At 68.4% G+C, this 14,547-nt stretch carries 12 protein-coding genes; 7 read left to right on the top strand and 5 right to left on the bottom strand.

Annotated elements, in window-relative coordinates; genetic code table 11:
• Positions 1–70 precede the first annotated feature (70 nt).
• Together FB464_RS17820 and FB464_RS17815 are read right to left on the bottom strand one after the other, a co-directional pair.
• Complete coding sequence (locus tag FB464_RS17820) at positions 71–1,228, bottom strand: acyl-CoA dehydrogenase family protein (RefSeq protein WP_116415836.1); 1,158 nt, start codon at positions 1,226–1,228, stop codon at positions 71–73.
• Positions 1,225–2,064 (bottom strand): enoyl-CoA hydratase/isomerase family protein, encoded by an 840-nt coding sequence (locus FB464_RS17815; RefSeq protein ID WP_116415837.1) that lies wholly within the window; start codon positions 2,062–2,064, stop codon positions 1,225–1,227. Before FB464_RS17815 ends, FB464_RS17820 begins: the two co-directional genes overlap by 4 nt.
• 91 nt (positions 2,065–2,155) lie before the next feature.
• Here FB464_RS17815 and FB464_RS17810 point away from each other — a divergent pair, with 91 nt between their 5' ends.
• The 3 genes from FB464_RS17810 (at position 2,156) to FB464_RS17800 (ending at position 5,668) form a co-directional block, all read left to right on the top strand.
• Positions 2,156–2,929 (top strand): SDR family NAD(P)-dependent oxidoreductase, encoded by a 774-nt coding sequence (locus FB464_RS17810; RefSeq protein WP_211327409.1) that lies wholly within the window; start codon positions 2,156–2,158, stop codon positions 2,927–2,929.
• 68 nt (positions 2,930–2,997) lie between these two features.
• Positions 2,998–4,557, top strand: a complete 1,560-nt coding sequence (locus FB464_RS17805) for a long-chain-fatty-acid--CoA ligase (RefSeq protein WP_116415839.1) — start codon at positions 2,998–3,000, stop codon at positions 4,555–4,557.
• A 7-nt stretch (positions 4,558–4,564) separates the two neighbouring features.
• A complete protein-coding gene (locus FB464_RS17800; RefSeq protein ID WP_116415840.1) occupies positions 4,565–5,668 on the top strand; it encodes a CaiB/BaiF CoA transferase family protein in 1,104 nt (367 codons plus the stop codon).
• A gap of 78 nt (positions 5,669–5,746) precedes the next feature.
• Here the strand turns inward: FB464_RS17800 and FB464_RS17795 are convergent, their stop codons facing one another.
• The 3 genes from FB464_RS17795 to FB464_RS17785 all read right to left on the bottom strand — a co-directional run bounded on the left by FB464_RS17795 (position 5,747) and on the right by FB464_RS17785 (position 9,097).
• Entirely contained in the window at positions 5,747–6,847 is a 1,101-nt protein-coding gene (locus FB464_RS17795) for an NAD(P)-dependent alcohol dehydrogenase (RefSeq protein WP_116415841.1), read from the bottom strand.
• A 26-nt stretch (positions 6,848–6,873) separates the two neighbouring features.
• The gene (locus tag FB464_RS17790; RefSeq protein WP_170151981.1) at positions 6,874–8,352 is read right to left on the bottom strand and encodes an aldehyde dehydrogenase family protein; all 1,479 of its coding nucleotides are present in this window, start codon (positions 8,350–8,352) and stop codon (positions 6,874–6,876) included.
• An 88-nt stretch (positions 8,353–8,440) separates the two neighbouring features.
• Entirely contained in the window at positions 8,441–9,097 is a 657-nt protein-coding gene (locus tag FB464_RS17785; protein ID WP_116415843.1) for a PaaI family thioesterase, read from the bottom strand.
• Positions 9,098–9,191: 94 nt separating this feature from the next.
• On the opposite strand from FB464_RS17785, the gene FB464_RS17780 reads away from it, so the two are divergent.
• The 4 genes from FB464_RS17780 (at position 9,192) to FB464_RS17765 (ending at position 14,531) form a co-directional block, all read left to right on the top strand.
• Positions 9,192–10,097 (top strand): SDR family oxidoreductase, encoded by a 906-nt coding sequence (locus FB464_RS17780; RefSeq protein WP_116415844.1) that lies wholly within the window; start codon positions 9,192–9,194, stop codon positions 10,095–10,097.
• The gene (locus FB464_RS17775; protein WP_211327410.1) at positions 10,094–11,086 is read left to right on the top strand and encodes a quinone oxidoreductase family protein; all 993 of its coding nucleotides are present in this window, start codon (positions 10,094–10,096) and stop codon (positions 11,084–11,086) included. Before FB464_RS17780 ends, FB464_RS17775 begins: the two co-directional genes overlap by 4 nt.
• 91 nt (positions 11,087–11,177) lie before the next feature.
• A complete protein-coding gene (locus tag FB464_RS17770; RefSeq protein WP_116415845.1) occupies positions 11,178–12,836 on the top strand; it encodes an AMP-binding protein in 1,659 nt (552 codons plus the stop codon).
• 3 nt (positions 12,837–12,839) lie between these two features.
• The gene (locus tag FB464_RS17765; protein ID WP_211327411.1) at positions 12,840–14,531 is read left to right on the top strand and encodes an AMP-binding protein; all 1,692 of its coding nucleotides are present in this window, start codon (positions 12,840–12,842) and stop codon (positions 14,529–14,531) included.
• Positions 14,532–14,547 lie beyond the last annotated feature (16 nt).

Here is a 14,547-nt window from a genome sequence, read left to right as displayed (position 1 = left end):
ATGCCGCTCTCTCGTCTGGGTGAGGTTCAGTGGTTTCGGGCGGAGCCGGCGGGCCTCGGCCGGCTCGGGCTCAGCTGGTCTCGCGGCCGGCGTGGTGGCGGGCGATGACGAGCTTCATGATCTGCGCTGTGCCGTCGCCGATCTGCAGCCCCAGCACATCCCGCAGCCGCTGCTCGTAGGGCAGCTCGCTCGAGTACCCGCCGTGGCCGTTGGTCAGCAGGCAGGTCTGCACCACCTCGAATGCGAGTTTCGGTGCCCACCACTTGCACATGGCGGCCTCCTCGGTGTGCGGCAGCCCGTTGTCCTTCAGCCAGAGGGTCTCGAGGCACATCAGGCGGCAGGCGTGCACGAGCGCCTCGGCCTCGGCGAGCGGGAACGAGACTCCCTGGTGGGAGGTGAGCGGCTTGCCGAAGCTCTGCCGCTCGGCCGCCGCCTTCCACGTCTCTTCCAGCGAGATGCGCGCAACCGCCAGGCACTGGAGCCCGATCAGGGCTCGGCTGTAGTCGAAGCCCTGCATCACCTGCATGAACCCGCGGCCCTCGTCGCCCAGCAGATGGTTCGCCGGAATGCGCACGCCGTCGAAATGCAGGATGCCGCGGCCGGCCGACCGGCCGCCCATGTCGTCCCATTCGGTGGCGGTGATGCCGGGGCGATCGAGCGGCACGAGGAACGCGCTGATGCCCTTCGCTTTGCTCTCCACGGTGCCCGTGCGCGCCCAGACCACCGCGAAGGCGGCCTGCTTCGCGAACGTCACGGAGTTCTTCTCCCCGCTCAGCACCCACTCGTCACCGACCCGCTCGGCCCGCATGGTGAGGGTGGCCGCGTCGGAGCCTGCGCCCGGTTCGGTGAGGCCTATGGCGGGCAGCAGCTCTCCCGCGACCAGGCCCTCGAGCCAGTACTTGGCGATCGACGGGTCGGCATACCGGGAGACGATCGTGCCGGCGAGCGCCATCGTCACGGAGAGCTGGCCGATGTTGTAGTCCGACTCCGAGAGCGCCTCGAGCACGAGCCCTGCGCTCACCGCGTCGAGGCCCAGGCCACCGAACTCCTCGGGCAGTTCCATACCGAACAGGCCCATGCGCCCCATCTCGCGCAGGGTCTCACGGTCGAAGGCACCCTCCCGCTCGCGCTGCCGGTAGAACGGGGCGAGCCGGCGAACCCCGAACTCGCGGGCGCTGTCGGCGAGTTCCTGCTGGTCGGCGGTGGGGGTGAAGCCGTAGCCGCTCACGAACGCACCGAGCGGGCTGCAGCCACGCGCTCGAAGAGTGCCGACGATTCGGCCTCTGCGCTCAGCGCGATGATCGTCTGCGCCTCGGTGTCGAGATTCTCGGCGAAGGGGCGGTCGACGGATGCCCGCAGCAGCTGCCGCGTGCGCCCCAACGCCCTCGGAGCCGTCGCAAGAACGCGGTGCGCGACCTCGCGGGCGCGAGTGTCGACGTCGGCGAGCGAGACGACCTCGCCGACGAGGCCCCAGGCGAGGGCATCCGCCGCCGTCAGCTTCTGGCCACCCACCGAGAACTGCAGGGCACGCTGCACCCCGACAGCGGCCGGGAGCCGCTCGCTCACACCGCAGTCAGGCGTGAAACCGAGGCGTTCGTAGGCCGACATGAAGGTGCAGTCGTCTGCCGCGATGATGAGGTCGCCGGCGAGCATCAGGCCGACCCCTCCCCCGGCGACCACGCCGTGGGCCGCGACCACCACCACGACAGGGAGGGAGTCGAGCAGGGCGAACGCGCCGTGCAGCTGCTCGGCCAGTTCGGTGAGGTAGGCCTCTCGATCGGTCGCCTCGGCGATGCCGTCGAGATCGCCACCGGCGCAGAACGCGCGGCCCCGGGCCTCGATGAGGACCACGCCGACTTCCGGCCGATCTGCAATCTGCCTGACGGCGTCGAACAGGCTGCGCGCAAAGCCCATCGACATGGCGTTGTACTTCGAGGCGCGGTTGAGGGTGATCGTGGCGAGCCCATCGGCGACCTCGAAGAGGATGGGTGACTCGGCGGCCTGCGCGTCGAGTGCCTGCGCGTCGGGGGTCTCCGCGTCGGTCTTGCTGGCTGCACTGCTCATGGCTGATGTCTCCCTTGACACTTTGGTCCAATAATAAGATTATTGACCGATAGCGTCAAACGAATCGCGGCTTTCATCGAAGGAGATGAGGATGCCCCCAGGATCGTCATCGGCGGGCGTCGTCGTGCTCGGCGGAACGGCCGGCGTCGGCCTCGAGACCGCTTGCCAGTTCGCCGAAGAGGGTGCGCGTCTCGTGCTGCTCGGCCGGAATGCCGAGCGCGGTGAGGCCGCAGTCGCGGCTGTCCGCTCGCGCGTTCCCGGAGCCGCTGTCGACTTCGTGCGGGTCGATGCCACTGACGCTTCCGAGGCGACGGCTGCCGCAGCATCCTGCCGCGCGCTGCTCGGCGAGATCGATGTGCTGGTCAGCACCACCGGGCCGTCCGACCCGCCGCGCCTGCTGCACACGATCGCCATCGAATCGGTGCGCCCCCGCATCGAGGAGATCATGCTGCCACCGCTGCACCTGATGCATGCCGTTCTGCCGGGGATGCGTGAGCGCGGGCAGGGCGCGATCGTCATCGTGGCCTCCGATGCCGCCAAGGTGGCCACTCCCGGCGAGACCCTGATCGGAGCAGCCATGGCAGCGATCGTCATGTACTGCAAGGCCGCGGCGGTCGAGGCGAAACGCGAGGGCGTGCGCATCAACGTGCTGACGCCGTCGCTCATCGCCGGAACGCCCGGCGCCGCCCTCATCGACGGCGAGGAGTTCAGCGCGAAGATGTTCGAGAAGGCCGCCCGGCTCGCGAGCCTCGGGGTGCCGGATGCGTCTGATCTCGCCTCGATGGCGGTCTACCTGGCCAGCCCCGCAGCCCGGCGCATCACCGGCCAAGCCATCAGCATCAACGGGGGGATCTCGGTCGCCTGACCGGGACGAACCCGCACACCGACCCACTGACCCACTGACCCACTGACCCACGATCAAAGGAGATCCCCATGTGGTTGTACGCAGAAATCAAGACGCTCGGTGACATCCCCCGCCACTATGCGCGCACGACCCCCGACGCCCCGGCGATCATCGACGCCGACGGACCGCAGACGTTCCGCGAGCTCGACGAGGCCAGCAACCGGGTGGCGAACGCCCTGCTCGCGCTCGGTGTGGCCCGCGGCGACCGCGTCGCGTTCCTCGGCAAGAACACCGCCCGCTACTTCGAGCTGCTCTTCGGTGTGAACAAGGCCGATGCCGCGCTCCTGCCGCTCAACTGGCGGCTCGCCGCCCCCGAACTCTCGAGCGTGCTCGTCGATGCCACCCCCACCGTGCTGATCGCCGACCGGGAGTTCGGCGAGCTCGCCGAGACCGTCGTCACACAGAGTGGTCTCGACTGCCGGGTCATCGGTTTCGATGCCGCCGACCCGGCGCATGCCGAGCTCGGACTGCTGATGGCCGCCGCGAGCGCCGACGACCCCGGCATCGAGGTCGACCCGTGGTCGACCTCGATCCTGATGTACACCTCGGGCACCACGGGCATCCCGAAGGGTGTGAAGCTGTCCCACCAGGGCTACCTGTTCCTTCGCCTCAGCGAACACCTCGAGCCCTCGTTCGACTACACCGCGAGCGACATCATGCTGACGGTGATGCCGCTCTTCCACGCCATGGGCGTCGGGCTGTCGCTGCAGGCGATCTACAACGGGGCCGCCGTCGCGGTGTACCCGATGCCGACCCCCGGGCAGCTCATCGAGCTCATCGCCCGCGACCGGCCGACGCTCCTGCCGATCGTGCCGACGGTCATCCAGATGCTGCTCGACCACCCCGACGCTGCGAGCGCCGACTACTCGTCGGTGCGACTCGTCGTCTACGCCGGCTCGTCGATCAGCCCGCACACCCTCCAGCGGGCCATCACCGAGATGGGCTGCGACTTCCTGCAGTTCTACGGCGGCACCGAGACCGCGGCGGGCATCACCTTCCTGCGGCCCGCCGACCACAAGCTCGACGACAAGACGTTGCTGAAGTCCTGCGGCAGCCCGCTGCCTCTCATCGACATCAGGGTCACGGATGCCGAAGGCCGCGAGGTGGGGATCGGCGAGGTCGGCGAATTCCTGATCCGGTCGCCCTCCCTCACCACCGGCTACTTCAACAAGCCCGAGGTCACGGCCGAGGCCTTCGACGGCGGCTGGTACCACTCGGGGGATGCGGGCTACCGCGACGCGAACGGCTACCTGTACATCGTCGACCGGGTGAAGGACATGATCGTGAGCGGCGGCGAGAACGTGTACTCCACGGAGGTCGAGGCGGCACTCTCGCAGCTCGCCGGAGTGCAGCTGAGCGCGGTCGTCGGCATCCCCGACGAGAAGTGGGGCGAGCGTGTCGTCGCGTTCGTCGTAGCCGACCCCGCGGCGAACCTCACCGAAGAGGCCGTCATCGCCCACTGCCGCACCCTCATCGCCGGCTACAAGGTGCCTAAGCAGGTGAACTTCGTCGAAGCACTGCCGCTGACGGCGAGCGGCAAGGTGATGAAGCGACAGCTCGTCGCGAGCTTCACGGCAGAGACGGTGTGATGACGGGATGACCGGGGCCCTGCACGGCCTGAAAGTGCTCGAGTTCGGTTCGATCGGGCCGGCGCCGTTCGGGGTGATGATGCTCGCCGACCACGGCGCCGACGTCGTACGCGTCGACCGCCGAGGAGCATTCGCCTCCGTCACCCCGGCCGGAGACGCGCGGGAGGAGCTGCTGCACCGCAACCGCCGCTCGATCGCGCTCGACCTGAAGACCGACGAAGACCGCGAGACGGCCCGGCGGCTGGCTGGCGCGGCCGACGTGCTGGTCGAGGGTAACCGCCCGGGCGTCATGGAGCGCCTGGGGCTGGGACCCGAGGTTCTGATGGCCGACAATCCCCGTCTGGTCTACGCCCGGATGACCGGCTGGGGCCAGACGGGACCGTACGCCGGCCGTGTGGGGCACGACATCAACTACCTGTCGATATCGGGCACGCTCAGCCTGATCGGCGCGAAGGGTGCACCCCCGACCATCCCGCTCGCCCTCCTCGGCGACTTCGGCGGGGGCGGCACCTTCCTGGCATTCGGCATCATGGCCGCCCTCTGGGAGCGCGAACGGTCAGGCAGCGGGCAGGTGATCGACGCCTCGATCCTCGGCGGTGCGACCCTGCTGGCGACAGCGTTCCACGGCTACCGCCAGACGGGCGGCTGGAGCTCCGATCGCGAAGACAACCTCGTCGACGGCGGCGCCCCCTTCTACGCGGTCTACGAGACGGCCGATCGCCAGTGGATCTCGGTCGGCGCCCTCGAGCCGGCGTTCTACGCGGAGTTGCTCGCGGTGCTCGGGGTCGATCCGGCCACAGTTCCCGCCCAGGATGACCGCCAGAGCTGGTTCGCCCTGAAGAAGCGGTTCGCAGCCATCGTGGCGCTCCGCACCCGGGACGAATGGGTTGCCGCGGCGGAAGGCACGAACGCGTGCCTGACCCCTGTGCTGACGCTCGAGGAGGCGCGCGCCGACCCGCAGGTCGTTGCGCGCGGAGGCTTCGAGCAGGAGGGCGGTCTCCACCAGCCCGCTCCCGCCCCGCTGCTCGGACGCACCCCCGCCGCCCGGCGCACCCTCCCGCCCCGCCCCGGCGAGCACGCGGCAGACATCCTCACGGACTGGCTCGGCTGACGCGCCCCACAACAGACGAAGGGACCCCTATCGCTCTCCCAAATGGGCAGGTGGAGCGATAGGGGTCCCCTCAGACCGCTAGTGGACGAGAACGACCTTGATGGCCGACCCATTGTGCTGCGCCTCGATGCCCTCGTTGATCTGGTCGAACGGCATCTTCGTGATGAGCTTGTCGAACGGGAACTTCCCCGCGAGGTGCAGCGCCATCAGTTCGGGGATGAACACGTCGGGGTCGCTGTCGCCCTCGACGATGCCCTTCACCGTGACGCCCAGGATGATCGACTGGATGAGCGGCAGCGACAGCACCGAGGTCGGGTCAGCCGGGATCGCGACCAGTCCCAGGGTGCCCTGCGGCGCCAGCGCGTTCAGTGCAGAGCTGAGCACCGCGGGGATGCCCGTGGTGTCGAACGCGAAGTTGACGCCATTCGCCTCGATGGCCCGCACCTGCTCCTCCACCGGGCCTGCAGCCGGATCGATCGCGTGCGTCGCTCCGATCGACAACGCAAGCTGTCGCCGCGACTCGACCGGCTCCACCACGATGATCGTGCTGCAGCCCTGCACGACCGCACCCAGCACAGCGGAGAGCCCGACAGACCCGCCGCCCAGCACGACGATCGACGAACCCGCGGGCGCCGCGAAGCTCCGCATGACGGCTCCGGCCCCGGTCTGGATGCCGCAGCCGAGCGGCCCCGCCAGTTCGAGCGGGAACTCCTCCGGCACGAGAACGACGTTCCGCTCCTTCGTGATGGCGTGCCGCGCGAACGTCGACTGGCCGAAGAAGCTGCTTCCGACCGTCCCGTCTGCGTCCGACGCGACCGACGATCCATCGGGCCGCATACCCGCGTAGTTCAGTGCCATGAAGCTGTGGCAGTACGCGGGCTCTCCGGCGAGGCACGCCGCGCACTCACCGCAGCTCGCGAAACTCACGGCCACCCGGTCGCCCGGCTTCACCTTGGTCACGGCTGAACCGACCTCCCGCACGATGCCGCTGCCCTCATGCCCGAGGATTCCGGGCATCGGGAACGGCAGAGCACCGGCGATGGTGGCGAGGTCGGTGTGGCACACCCCGACGGCCACGAGCTCGACGAGGATCTCGTCGGCGCGGGGACCGTCGAGCGTCACCGTCTCGAACTCGAGGTCGCCGTCGACGGCGCGGACGACTGCTGCAGTTGTCTCCATGATGTTCTTCCTTTTCCCCGTCGCGTTCAGAGAAGGTTCGATCGGAAGGCGTCGGCCGAATCGGAGATGACCTGGTCGATCATCCCCTTGAACTGCTCGTCGTCGAGCGCACGCCCGATGAGGCCGTCGGAGACACCGCGTTCGGCCGTCACGTTCGAGACCGTGCGACGGTGGGTGAACGTGTCGAAGCCGTCTTTGCTGTGGTACGAACCCGAGCCCGAGTTGCCCGCCCCACCGAACGGCGCATCCAGCAGCAGAGCGTGCGTGATGCCGTCGTTGCGCGTCACGCCGCCGCTTGACGTGGTGTTCAGGAAGCCGCGGAACTCGTCGTCGTCTTCGCCGTACCAGTACGCGCCGAGCGGAGTCGGGCGCGAAGCGACATACTGCGAGACCTCGGCGATGTCGTCGTAGACGTACACCGGCAGCACCGGACCGAAGATCTCCTCACCCGAGATGCGCGCTTCATCGGGCACGTCGAGCAGGATGGTCGGGGCGATGCGACGGGATTCGCGGTTCGGCAGCGAACCGAGCTCGCTCTCCGGCGCCACGACGATCTTCGTCGCACCCTTGTCGACGGCGTCGTCGATGAGCCCGACGACACGGTCGTAGTTGCGGTCGTTCACGATGGCGACCACGCCCGGGTTCTCGAGGAAGTCGGGATAGAGGGCCGCGAACTCCTTGCGGAGTCCCTCGACGAGTTCGTCTTTCTGGTCACGCGGTACGAACACGTAGTCGGGGCAGAGGCAGATCTGTCCGCTGTTCAGCGCTCGCGTGCCCGCGATGCGGTGCGCGGCGAGCTCGAGGTCGGCACTGTGCGAGATCACGACGGGGTTCTTGCCGCCGAGCTCGAGGGTGACCGGAACCAGGTTCTTCGCGGCCGCCTGCGCCACGAGGCTGCCGACGCCGGGCGAACCCGTGAACATCAGGTGGTCGAAGCGCAGTTCGGCAAAGGATCGGGCCGTGGCGAGATCCCCGGTGACGATGGCGAACTCCGATTCGTCGATCTTCTCGGCGAAGAGCTTTGCGAGCAGCTGGCCCGTGCGCACGTGGAACTCCGAGAAGTTCAGCATCACCCGGTTGCCGGCGAGGAGCGCCGCCATGGCCGGTTCGAACGAGAGGATGATCGGAAAGTTCCAGGCCCCGATGACGCCGACGACGCCCTTCGGCTTCTGCTGGATGAAGCCGCCCGGAACCTCGGTGTCCTTCATCCAGTCGTCGAGCTTCGCGAAGTTCGCGAACACATCGGGCAGCCAGGAGGTCGCCTCGAAGGCCTTGGTGAGCTGCGCAGGCCGGTAGCCGTAGTCGAGGCTCACCGCGTCCGAGATCGCGTCGATGTTGTCGAGGATGGTGAGCGCGACCCGGCTGACCCGGTCGCGGCGCACGGCGGCGGAGACGAATCCCTCGGCGAGGAAGGCGGCGCGCTGCAGATCCAGGATTCGTTCGAGTTCGTCTTTCGGCACATGCCGGGGTTCGAGCAACTCGATGGTGGGAGTTTCAAACGACATTGTCGGTCTCCAGTTCTCCACCCTGGGCATCGTTGCCCGAGTGGTCACGATGAGGGTAACTCCCGAACCCGCGTAAATGGAAGGGCCATTAAACCATTTGACCAAAATACCTCTCGAGCGTCGACTCCCGCGGCTTGATGAAGAGCGCGGTCGCCGTGACGAAGACCGTGTCGGGTTCGGAGGAGACGACGATGCTTCCGCCGACCCGGATCTTGCGACCCTCGACAGAGGTCACCGCGACGGTCATCGTGAGGTCGGTGTCGAGGGGCAGCGCGCGGCGGTAGTCGAGCGAGAGCTGGCCGGTCATGGCCCAGTGGCCCGCCTGCAGAACGGCCACCCCCATCAGTTCGTCGAAGAGGAGGGCAGAGATCCCGCCGTGCAGGAGGCCGGGCGGGCCCTCGAAACGCCGGTCGAACGACCGGTTCGCTTCGACGCCCTCGGCCGTCGCCCGAATGGAGAGAGGCGGCGAGAGCGGGCTGCCGGGTCCGCTGACCGGGCTGAAGAACCGGGAGCTGCTGGGGAACCCGTCGAACTCGGAGACCCGCGTGAGGGGCCGGACCGACTGCCCGAGGGCCGCCGTGGCGTCCCGCACGATGAGGGCGGCCCTCTCGAGCTGTTCGACGGTCGCCTCCGTGCTCACCGCGGCACTGTTCGCCTGCCTCAGCGCCTCAGCCAGGTCGAGCGCGGCAGCCCGCCGGCGTTCGAGATCATCGTGGGGCTGGGGCATGAGGTCAGACGGCTGCATACCTCCATTGTGCCGGGCCGGAGCCAGAACGCTGGCCTAAAAGGTCGGTCCTTTGATATGGTATGTCCAACTTGAGCCCGAAGGTGTGCCACGAATGAGCCCTGCACGAAAATCCATCTTCGCCCCCGACGTTCTCGCGGGCAAGCGCATCCTGATCACCGGAGGCGGCACGGGGCTCGGCCGGGGCGTCGCCCGCCACCTCGTCGATCACGGTGCCGAGGTGCACCTCTGGGGGCGCCGGCTGGCTGTGCTCGAGGAGTCGGCCGCCGAGGCATCCGGAGGCCGGGACGGCCTCGTCTTCTGCCAGGCGGTGGATGTTCGGAAGGCCGAGCTCGTCGACGAGGCGATGAGCTCCATCTGGTCGGAGCACGGTCCGCTCACCAGCGTGATCAACAACGCGGCCGGCAACTTCATCGCCCCGACCGCGAGCCTCAGCGCCCGCGCCTTCGAGGCGGTCAGCTCCACCGTGATGAACGGATCGTTCAACACCACCCACGCCGCAGGCAAGCGCTGGATCGCCGAGGGACTCCCGGGCTCCGTGCTCTCGACGCTCACCACCTGGGTGTGGACCGGATCGGCGTTCGTCGTGCCCTCCGCCATGGCGAAGGCCGCTGTGCACGCCATGACGATGTCGCTCGCCGTCGAATGGGCGCGCTACGGCATCCGGCTGAACGCGCTCGCCCCCGGCCCGATCCCCACCGACTACGCCTGGGAGATGCTGAGCCCCACCGGTTCGAGCGCGATCGGCGCGACCCAGCCCGACGACGTGCCGATGAAGAGGGTCGGCACGATCGAGGAACTCGCGGCGCTCACGATCTTCCTGCTCTCCGACGCCTGCGACTACCTCACCGGCGAGACCATCGCGATGGATGGCGGCCAGCGCCTCGCGGGACCCGCCACATTCGCGGGTCTCACCTCGCTCTCCGACCAGGACTGGGCCGATGTGAAAGCGGCCAGCACCGCCGCATCCGAAGCCAGCAAAGGGCAGCGCAGCGTGTGACCGGGACCATGCGCGCTGCGGTGCTGACCGAGTTCGGCGGCCCCGAGGTTCTGCAGCTGCGCGAGGTGGCACGTCCGCTGCCGCAGCCGGGGTGGGTGGATGTTCGCCTGACGTGCGCCGCGCTGAACTGGCACGACGTGCTCGTGCGCCGCGGGCAGTACGCCTCGCCGCTCCCCCACGTGCCCGGCGCCGACGGTGCCGGCATCCGCGTCGACACCGGCGAGGAGGTCATGATCCTGCCGTCGCTCCACTGGGGTCGGCGCGAGAACGCACCGGCGGCCGACTGGCAGATCCTCGGCGACCACCAGCACGGCACCTATGCCGAGTTCGTCTCGGTTCCGGAGGACTGCCTGGTGCCGAAGCCCCCCGGCCTCAGCTGGCACGAGGCGGCGGCGCTGCCTCTCGTCGGCGTCACCGTGTTCCGCGCACTGTTCAGCCGGGGGCGGCTGCAGGCGGGCGAGCACCTGCTCGTGCTGGGTGCCGGCGGCGGGGTCGCGACCATGGCCGTCTCGCTCGCCGCGGCCATCGGCGCGCACGTGAGCGTCACGTCGTCGTCGGAGGAGAAGATCGCCCGGGCGGTCTCGGCCGGCGCCGACGACGGGGTGCTGTACTCCGACCCGGCCTGGCCGGAGGAGGCCAGGAAGCTGACGCCGGATGCCCGGGGGTTCGACCTGGTGCTCGACTCGGTCGGCACCTGGGCCGAGTCCTTGCGCGCCCTCCGCCTCGGCGGCCGATTGGTCACCCTGGGCGCCTCGCGCTCGGATGTCGCGACCATCGCCGTGCGTCCCTTCTACTTCGCACAGCACGAGATCATCGGCACCTCGATGGGTAGCCCGCAGGACTTCGCGGGGCTCCTGTCGCTGCTCGACCGCACGGCCGCCGCGCCTCCACCCGTCGATCGCGTCTTCCCCCTGGACGCAGCATCCGAAGCCCACGCCCACCTCGAGAGCGGTACGGCGATCGGGAAGGTCGTTCTCGACATCGTGTAGAAAAGGTAAACCATTGCAATGGTTTGACCAAAGCGCTATTCTTCCCTCGAGGCACAATGCTGTCACCTCACGAAAGGCTCAGGTCAGGTCGATGACGACAACAGACAACACGACTCAGAAGCACACCCGCTATACGGCCGAGCAGGTGGACGACTTCGAACGCACGGGGCAGTGGGACACCGGCAGCCTCGCCTCCCACCTCGATGAGCTGGCGACGAACGGGCCCGATCGCATCGCCCTCACCGATCGCAACAGCACGCTGACGCGCGGAGAACTGCACGACCAGTCCCGCCGCCTGGCGCTCTCGCTGAAGAAGCTCGGCATCTCCCACGGCGACCGCGTGCAGGTGCAACTGCCGAACTGGAACGAGTTCGTCGTCATCTACCTCGCGCTCGCCCGGCTCGGCGCGGTGCTGGTACCGACCATGCCGGTCTACCGGGGTGACGAGGTGAAGTTCGTCATCGACAACTCCGGCGCGAAGATGTCGATCGTCACGGCGAACTTCCGGCACTTCGACTACCAGACGATGATCGAGGATATCCGCGCCACCACTCCCGCCCTCGAGAATGTCGTCATCGTGCGGGGAGAGACGACCGGGTCGGCCCTCTCCTACGACGACCTCATCGCCGGCGACCACGTGCCCACCGATGCCGAACTCGGGCCACTTCCCTCCTCGAACGACACACACGCCGTCATCTACACCTCGGGAACCGAGTCGCGGCCGAAGGGCTGCGAGCACACGTTCGCCACCATGAGCTTCACAGCGCGGCGCCTCGCGACCGACGTCTTCCAGCTCACCGAAGACGACATCATGTTCATGCCGACGCCCGTCACGCACGCCACCGGGCTCGCTGCCGGAGTCATGCTGCCGTTGTTGTACGGCGCGGCCATCCACCTCGTCGACGTGTGGGAGCCGAACGACGGCCTGCGACGGATCGCGGAGTACCAGACGACCGTCAGCATGAGCGCCACCCCCTTCCTGCAGATGGCGTTGGCGGCGCTCAAAGCCGATCCGACCCACGACGTGTCGAGCATGCGGGTCTGGGCGAGCGCCGGGGCGCCGATCCCTGAAGCCCTGCTTCGCGAGTGGCACGCCTTTTTTCCCGGATGTCTCGCACTGCCCGTCTACGGCAACAGCGAGGCCCTGATCGTGACCGCGATGCAGCACGACGACCCGGGCGAGAAGGCCCTGACCTCCGACGGCCGGCCGGCATCCGGAGTCACCCTCGAAATCCGGGACGAGGCGGGGGTCGCACTCGGCGAGGGCCAGGAGGGCGAGATCACCTTCCGCAGCCCCGGGATGCTTCTCGGCTACTGGAACGACCCCGAGAAGACCGACGCCGCGATCGGGCCCGATGGCTTCTTCCACTCCGGAGACCTCGGGCGGGTCGACGGCGGGTACCTCCGCGTCACCGGCCGCATCAAAGACCTGATCATCCGGGGCGGGCTGAACATCTCGGCGCGGGAGGTCGAAGAGAACGCGGCCTACCATCCGGGCATCCAGGCCATCGCCGCGGTGTCGATGCCCGACGAGCGGATGGGCGAGAAGGTCTGCGCGTTCATCGTGCCGGCCGGCGAGGAACGCGTGAGTATCGGCGAACTGGCCGCCTATCTGCAGAACGAGCGGCACATCGCGCCTCCGAAATGCCCGGAGCGCATCATCTTCATCGATGAACTGCCGACGACGGCGACCGGCAAAGTCAAGAAATTCGAACTGCGCCAGTTGGCGTCCCTTCCCGTGGAGGCCTGAACAGTGAACGCCCTGAGCACGAACCTGACTCTCTCCAGCTGGGCCTCCGAGGCGAGCGACGGGATCCGCGAGCAGACCCTGCCCGCGCTGCTGCGGGAGGCCACTTCGCACGTACCCGACCGACTCGCGCTGGTCGACGGCCAGCCCGATCCGGGCGCGCGCCGGCACTGGACCTACGCCGAATACCTGCGGGACACCGAGAGCGCGGCCCGCGGACTGCTCGCCCGCTTCCAGCCGGGCGACCGCATCGCCATCTGGGCTCCCAACTCCGCCGACTGGGTGATCCTCCAGCAGGCCGTCGCGATGGCCGGGATGCTCGTCGTCGCCATCAACCCGGCGTACCGCGCGCACGAGCTGGAGTATGTACTAGCCCAGTCGGGTGCCGTCGGGATCTTCTTCGTCGACGAGTACCGCGGCAGCGACCTCCGCGCCATCATCGACGAGGTGCGCGGCGCGGCACCCGAGCTCCGCGAGCTGATCAGCTTCTCCGACTGGGCAGACTTCCTCGAGTCGGGCGATCCCGGCCGGGAGTTCCCCGTCGTCGCACCGCTGGATCCGGTACAGATCCAGTACACGTCGGGCACCACCGGCTTCCCGAAGGGCGCACTCCTCCACCACAAGGGCATCGTCAACGAGGCGGCGTTCGTCGGCGAGCGCGCCGGAATGACCGACGGCGGCGTCTGCATCAACGGCATGCCGATGTACCACATCGGGGGTGGCGCGGTCACCGAACTCGCGACGCTCTCGGTGCACGGCACCTACGTGGTCATGCCGGCGTTCGACCCCGCCCTGACACTGGAACTCTTCGAGACCTACCACGGCACGCACTCGCTGATGGTGCCCACGATGCTGCTGGCCGTGCTCGAACACCCCGACCGCGTCACCCGTGACCTGTCGAGCGTGCAGACCATCTGGTCGGGAGCCGCGACCGTCTCAGAGGCTCTCGTGCGGCGGGTGACCGAGGAGCTCGGCTGCCAGTTCAGCATCCTGTTCGGCCAGACCGAGATGCACGGGGTCATCAGCCAGACCCGCATCAGCGACACCGCGGCCGACCAGTCGACCACGGTGGGCCAGCCGCTCCCCGAGCTCGAAGTGAAGATCGTCGACACCGAGACGGGCGAGGTCGTTCCCATCGGGCAGCAGGGTGAGATTCTGTGCCGGGGCTACCAGAACATGTTGGCCTACTACAACATGCCGTCGGAGACAGCAGAGACGATCGAAGCCGACGGCTGGCTGCACATGGGCGACCTCGGCACGATGGATGACCGGGGGTTCCTGAAGATCACCGGCCGGGTGAAGGACATGATCATCCGCGGCGGGGTGAACCTGTTCCCGAAGGAGATCGAGGAACTGCTCTTCGCGCACCCGGATGTCGCCGAAGCCATCGTCGTGGGCATCCCCGACGAGCGCTGGGGCGAGCAGGTCGGCGCGGTCATCCGACTGAAGGCAGGGTCGACGGAGCCGACGCCCGAAAGCCTGAAGGCGTGGTGCCGCGAGCGCATCTCAGCGCACAAGACGCCCACCCAGTGGTTCTTCGTCGAGGCCTACCCGATGACGCCCTCGGGCAAGGTGCAGAAGTTCGTGCTGCTCGACCGCATCGCCGCGGGCGAGCTCGTGGCGCGGCCCGCCGCACCGGCCACGGGCGCGGTGCCGGTCTCACGCGCCGCTTCGCAGTCGGTCTCCGCAGGCGGCTGAATCGCGCGGCGCGGCG

It is taken from the genome of Subtercola boreus (assembly GCF_006716115.1).
GTDB lineage: Bacteria > Actinomycetota > Actinomycetes > Actinomycetales > Microbacteriaceae > Subtercola > Subtercola boreus.
Note: the sequence above shows the minus strand (reverse complement) of the source record. Positions and strands in the feature narration are given on the sequence as shown.

Excerpts from the sequence above, each read along its gene's own strand:
- FB464_RS17795 (WP_116415841.1), bottom strand. The coding sequence starts at position 6,847 with ATGGAGACAACTGCAGCAGTCGTCCGCGCCGTCGACGGCGACCTCGAG.
- FB464_RS17805 (WP_116415839.1), top strand. The coding sequence starts at position 2,998 with ATGTGGTTGTACGCAGAAATCAAGACGCTCGGTGACATCCCCCGCCAC.
- FB464_RS17810 (WP_211327409.1), top strand. The coding sequence starts at position 2,156 with ATGCCCCCAGGATCGTCATCGGCGGGCGTCGTCGTGCTCGGCGGAACG.
- FB464_RS17815 (WP_116415837.1), bottom strand. The coding sequence starts at position 2,064 with ATGAGCAGTGCAGCCAGCAAGACCGACGCGGAGACCCCCGACGCGCAG.
- FB464_RS17780 (WP_116415844.1), top strand. The coding sequence starts at position 9,192 with ATGAGCCCTGCACGAAAATCCATCTTCGCCCCCGACGTTCTCGCGGGC.
- FB464_RS17770 (WP_116415845.1), top strand. The coding sequence starts at position 11,178 with ATGACGACAACAGACAACACGACTCAGAAGCACACCCGCTATACGGCC.
- FB464_RS17800 (WP_116415840.1), top strand. The coding sequence starts at position 4,565 with ATGACCGGGGCCCTGCACGGCCTGAAAGTGCTCGAGTTCGGTTCGATC.
- FB464_RS17785 (WP_116415843.1), bottom strand. The coding sequence starts at position 9,097 with ATGCAGCCGTCTGACCTCATGCCCCAGCCCCACGATGATCTCGAACGC.
- FB464_RS17790 (WP_170151981.1), bottom strand. The coding sequence starts at position 8,352 with ATGTCGTTTGAAACTCCCACCATCGAGTTGCTCGAACCCCGGCATGTG.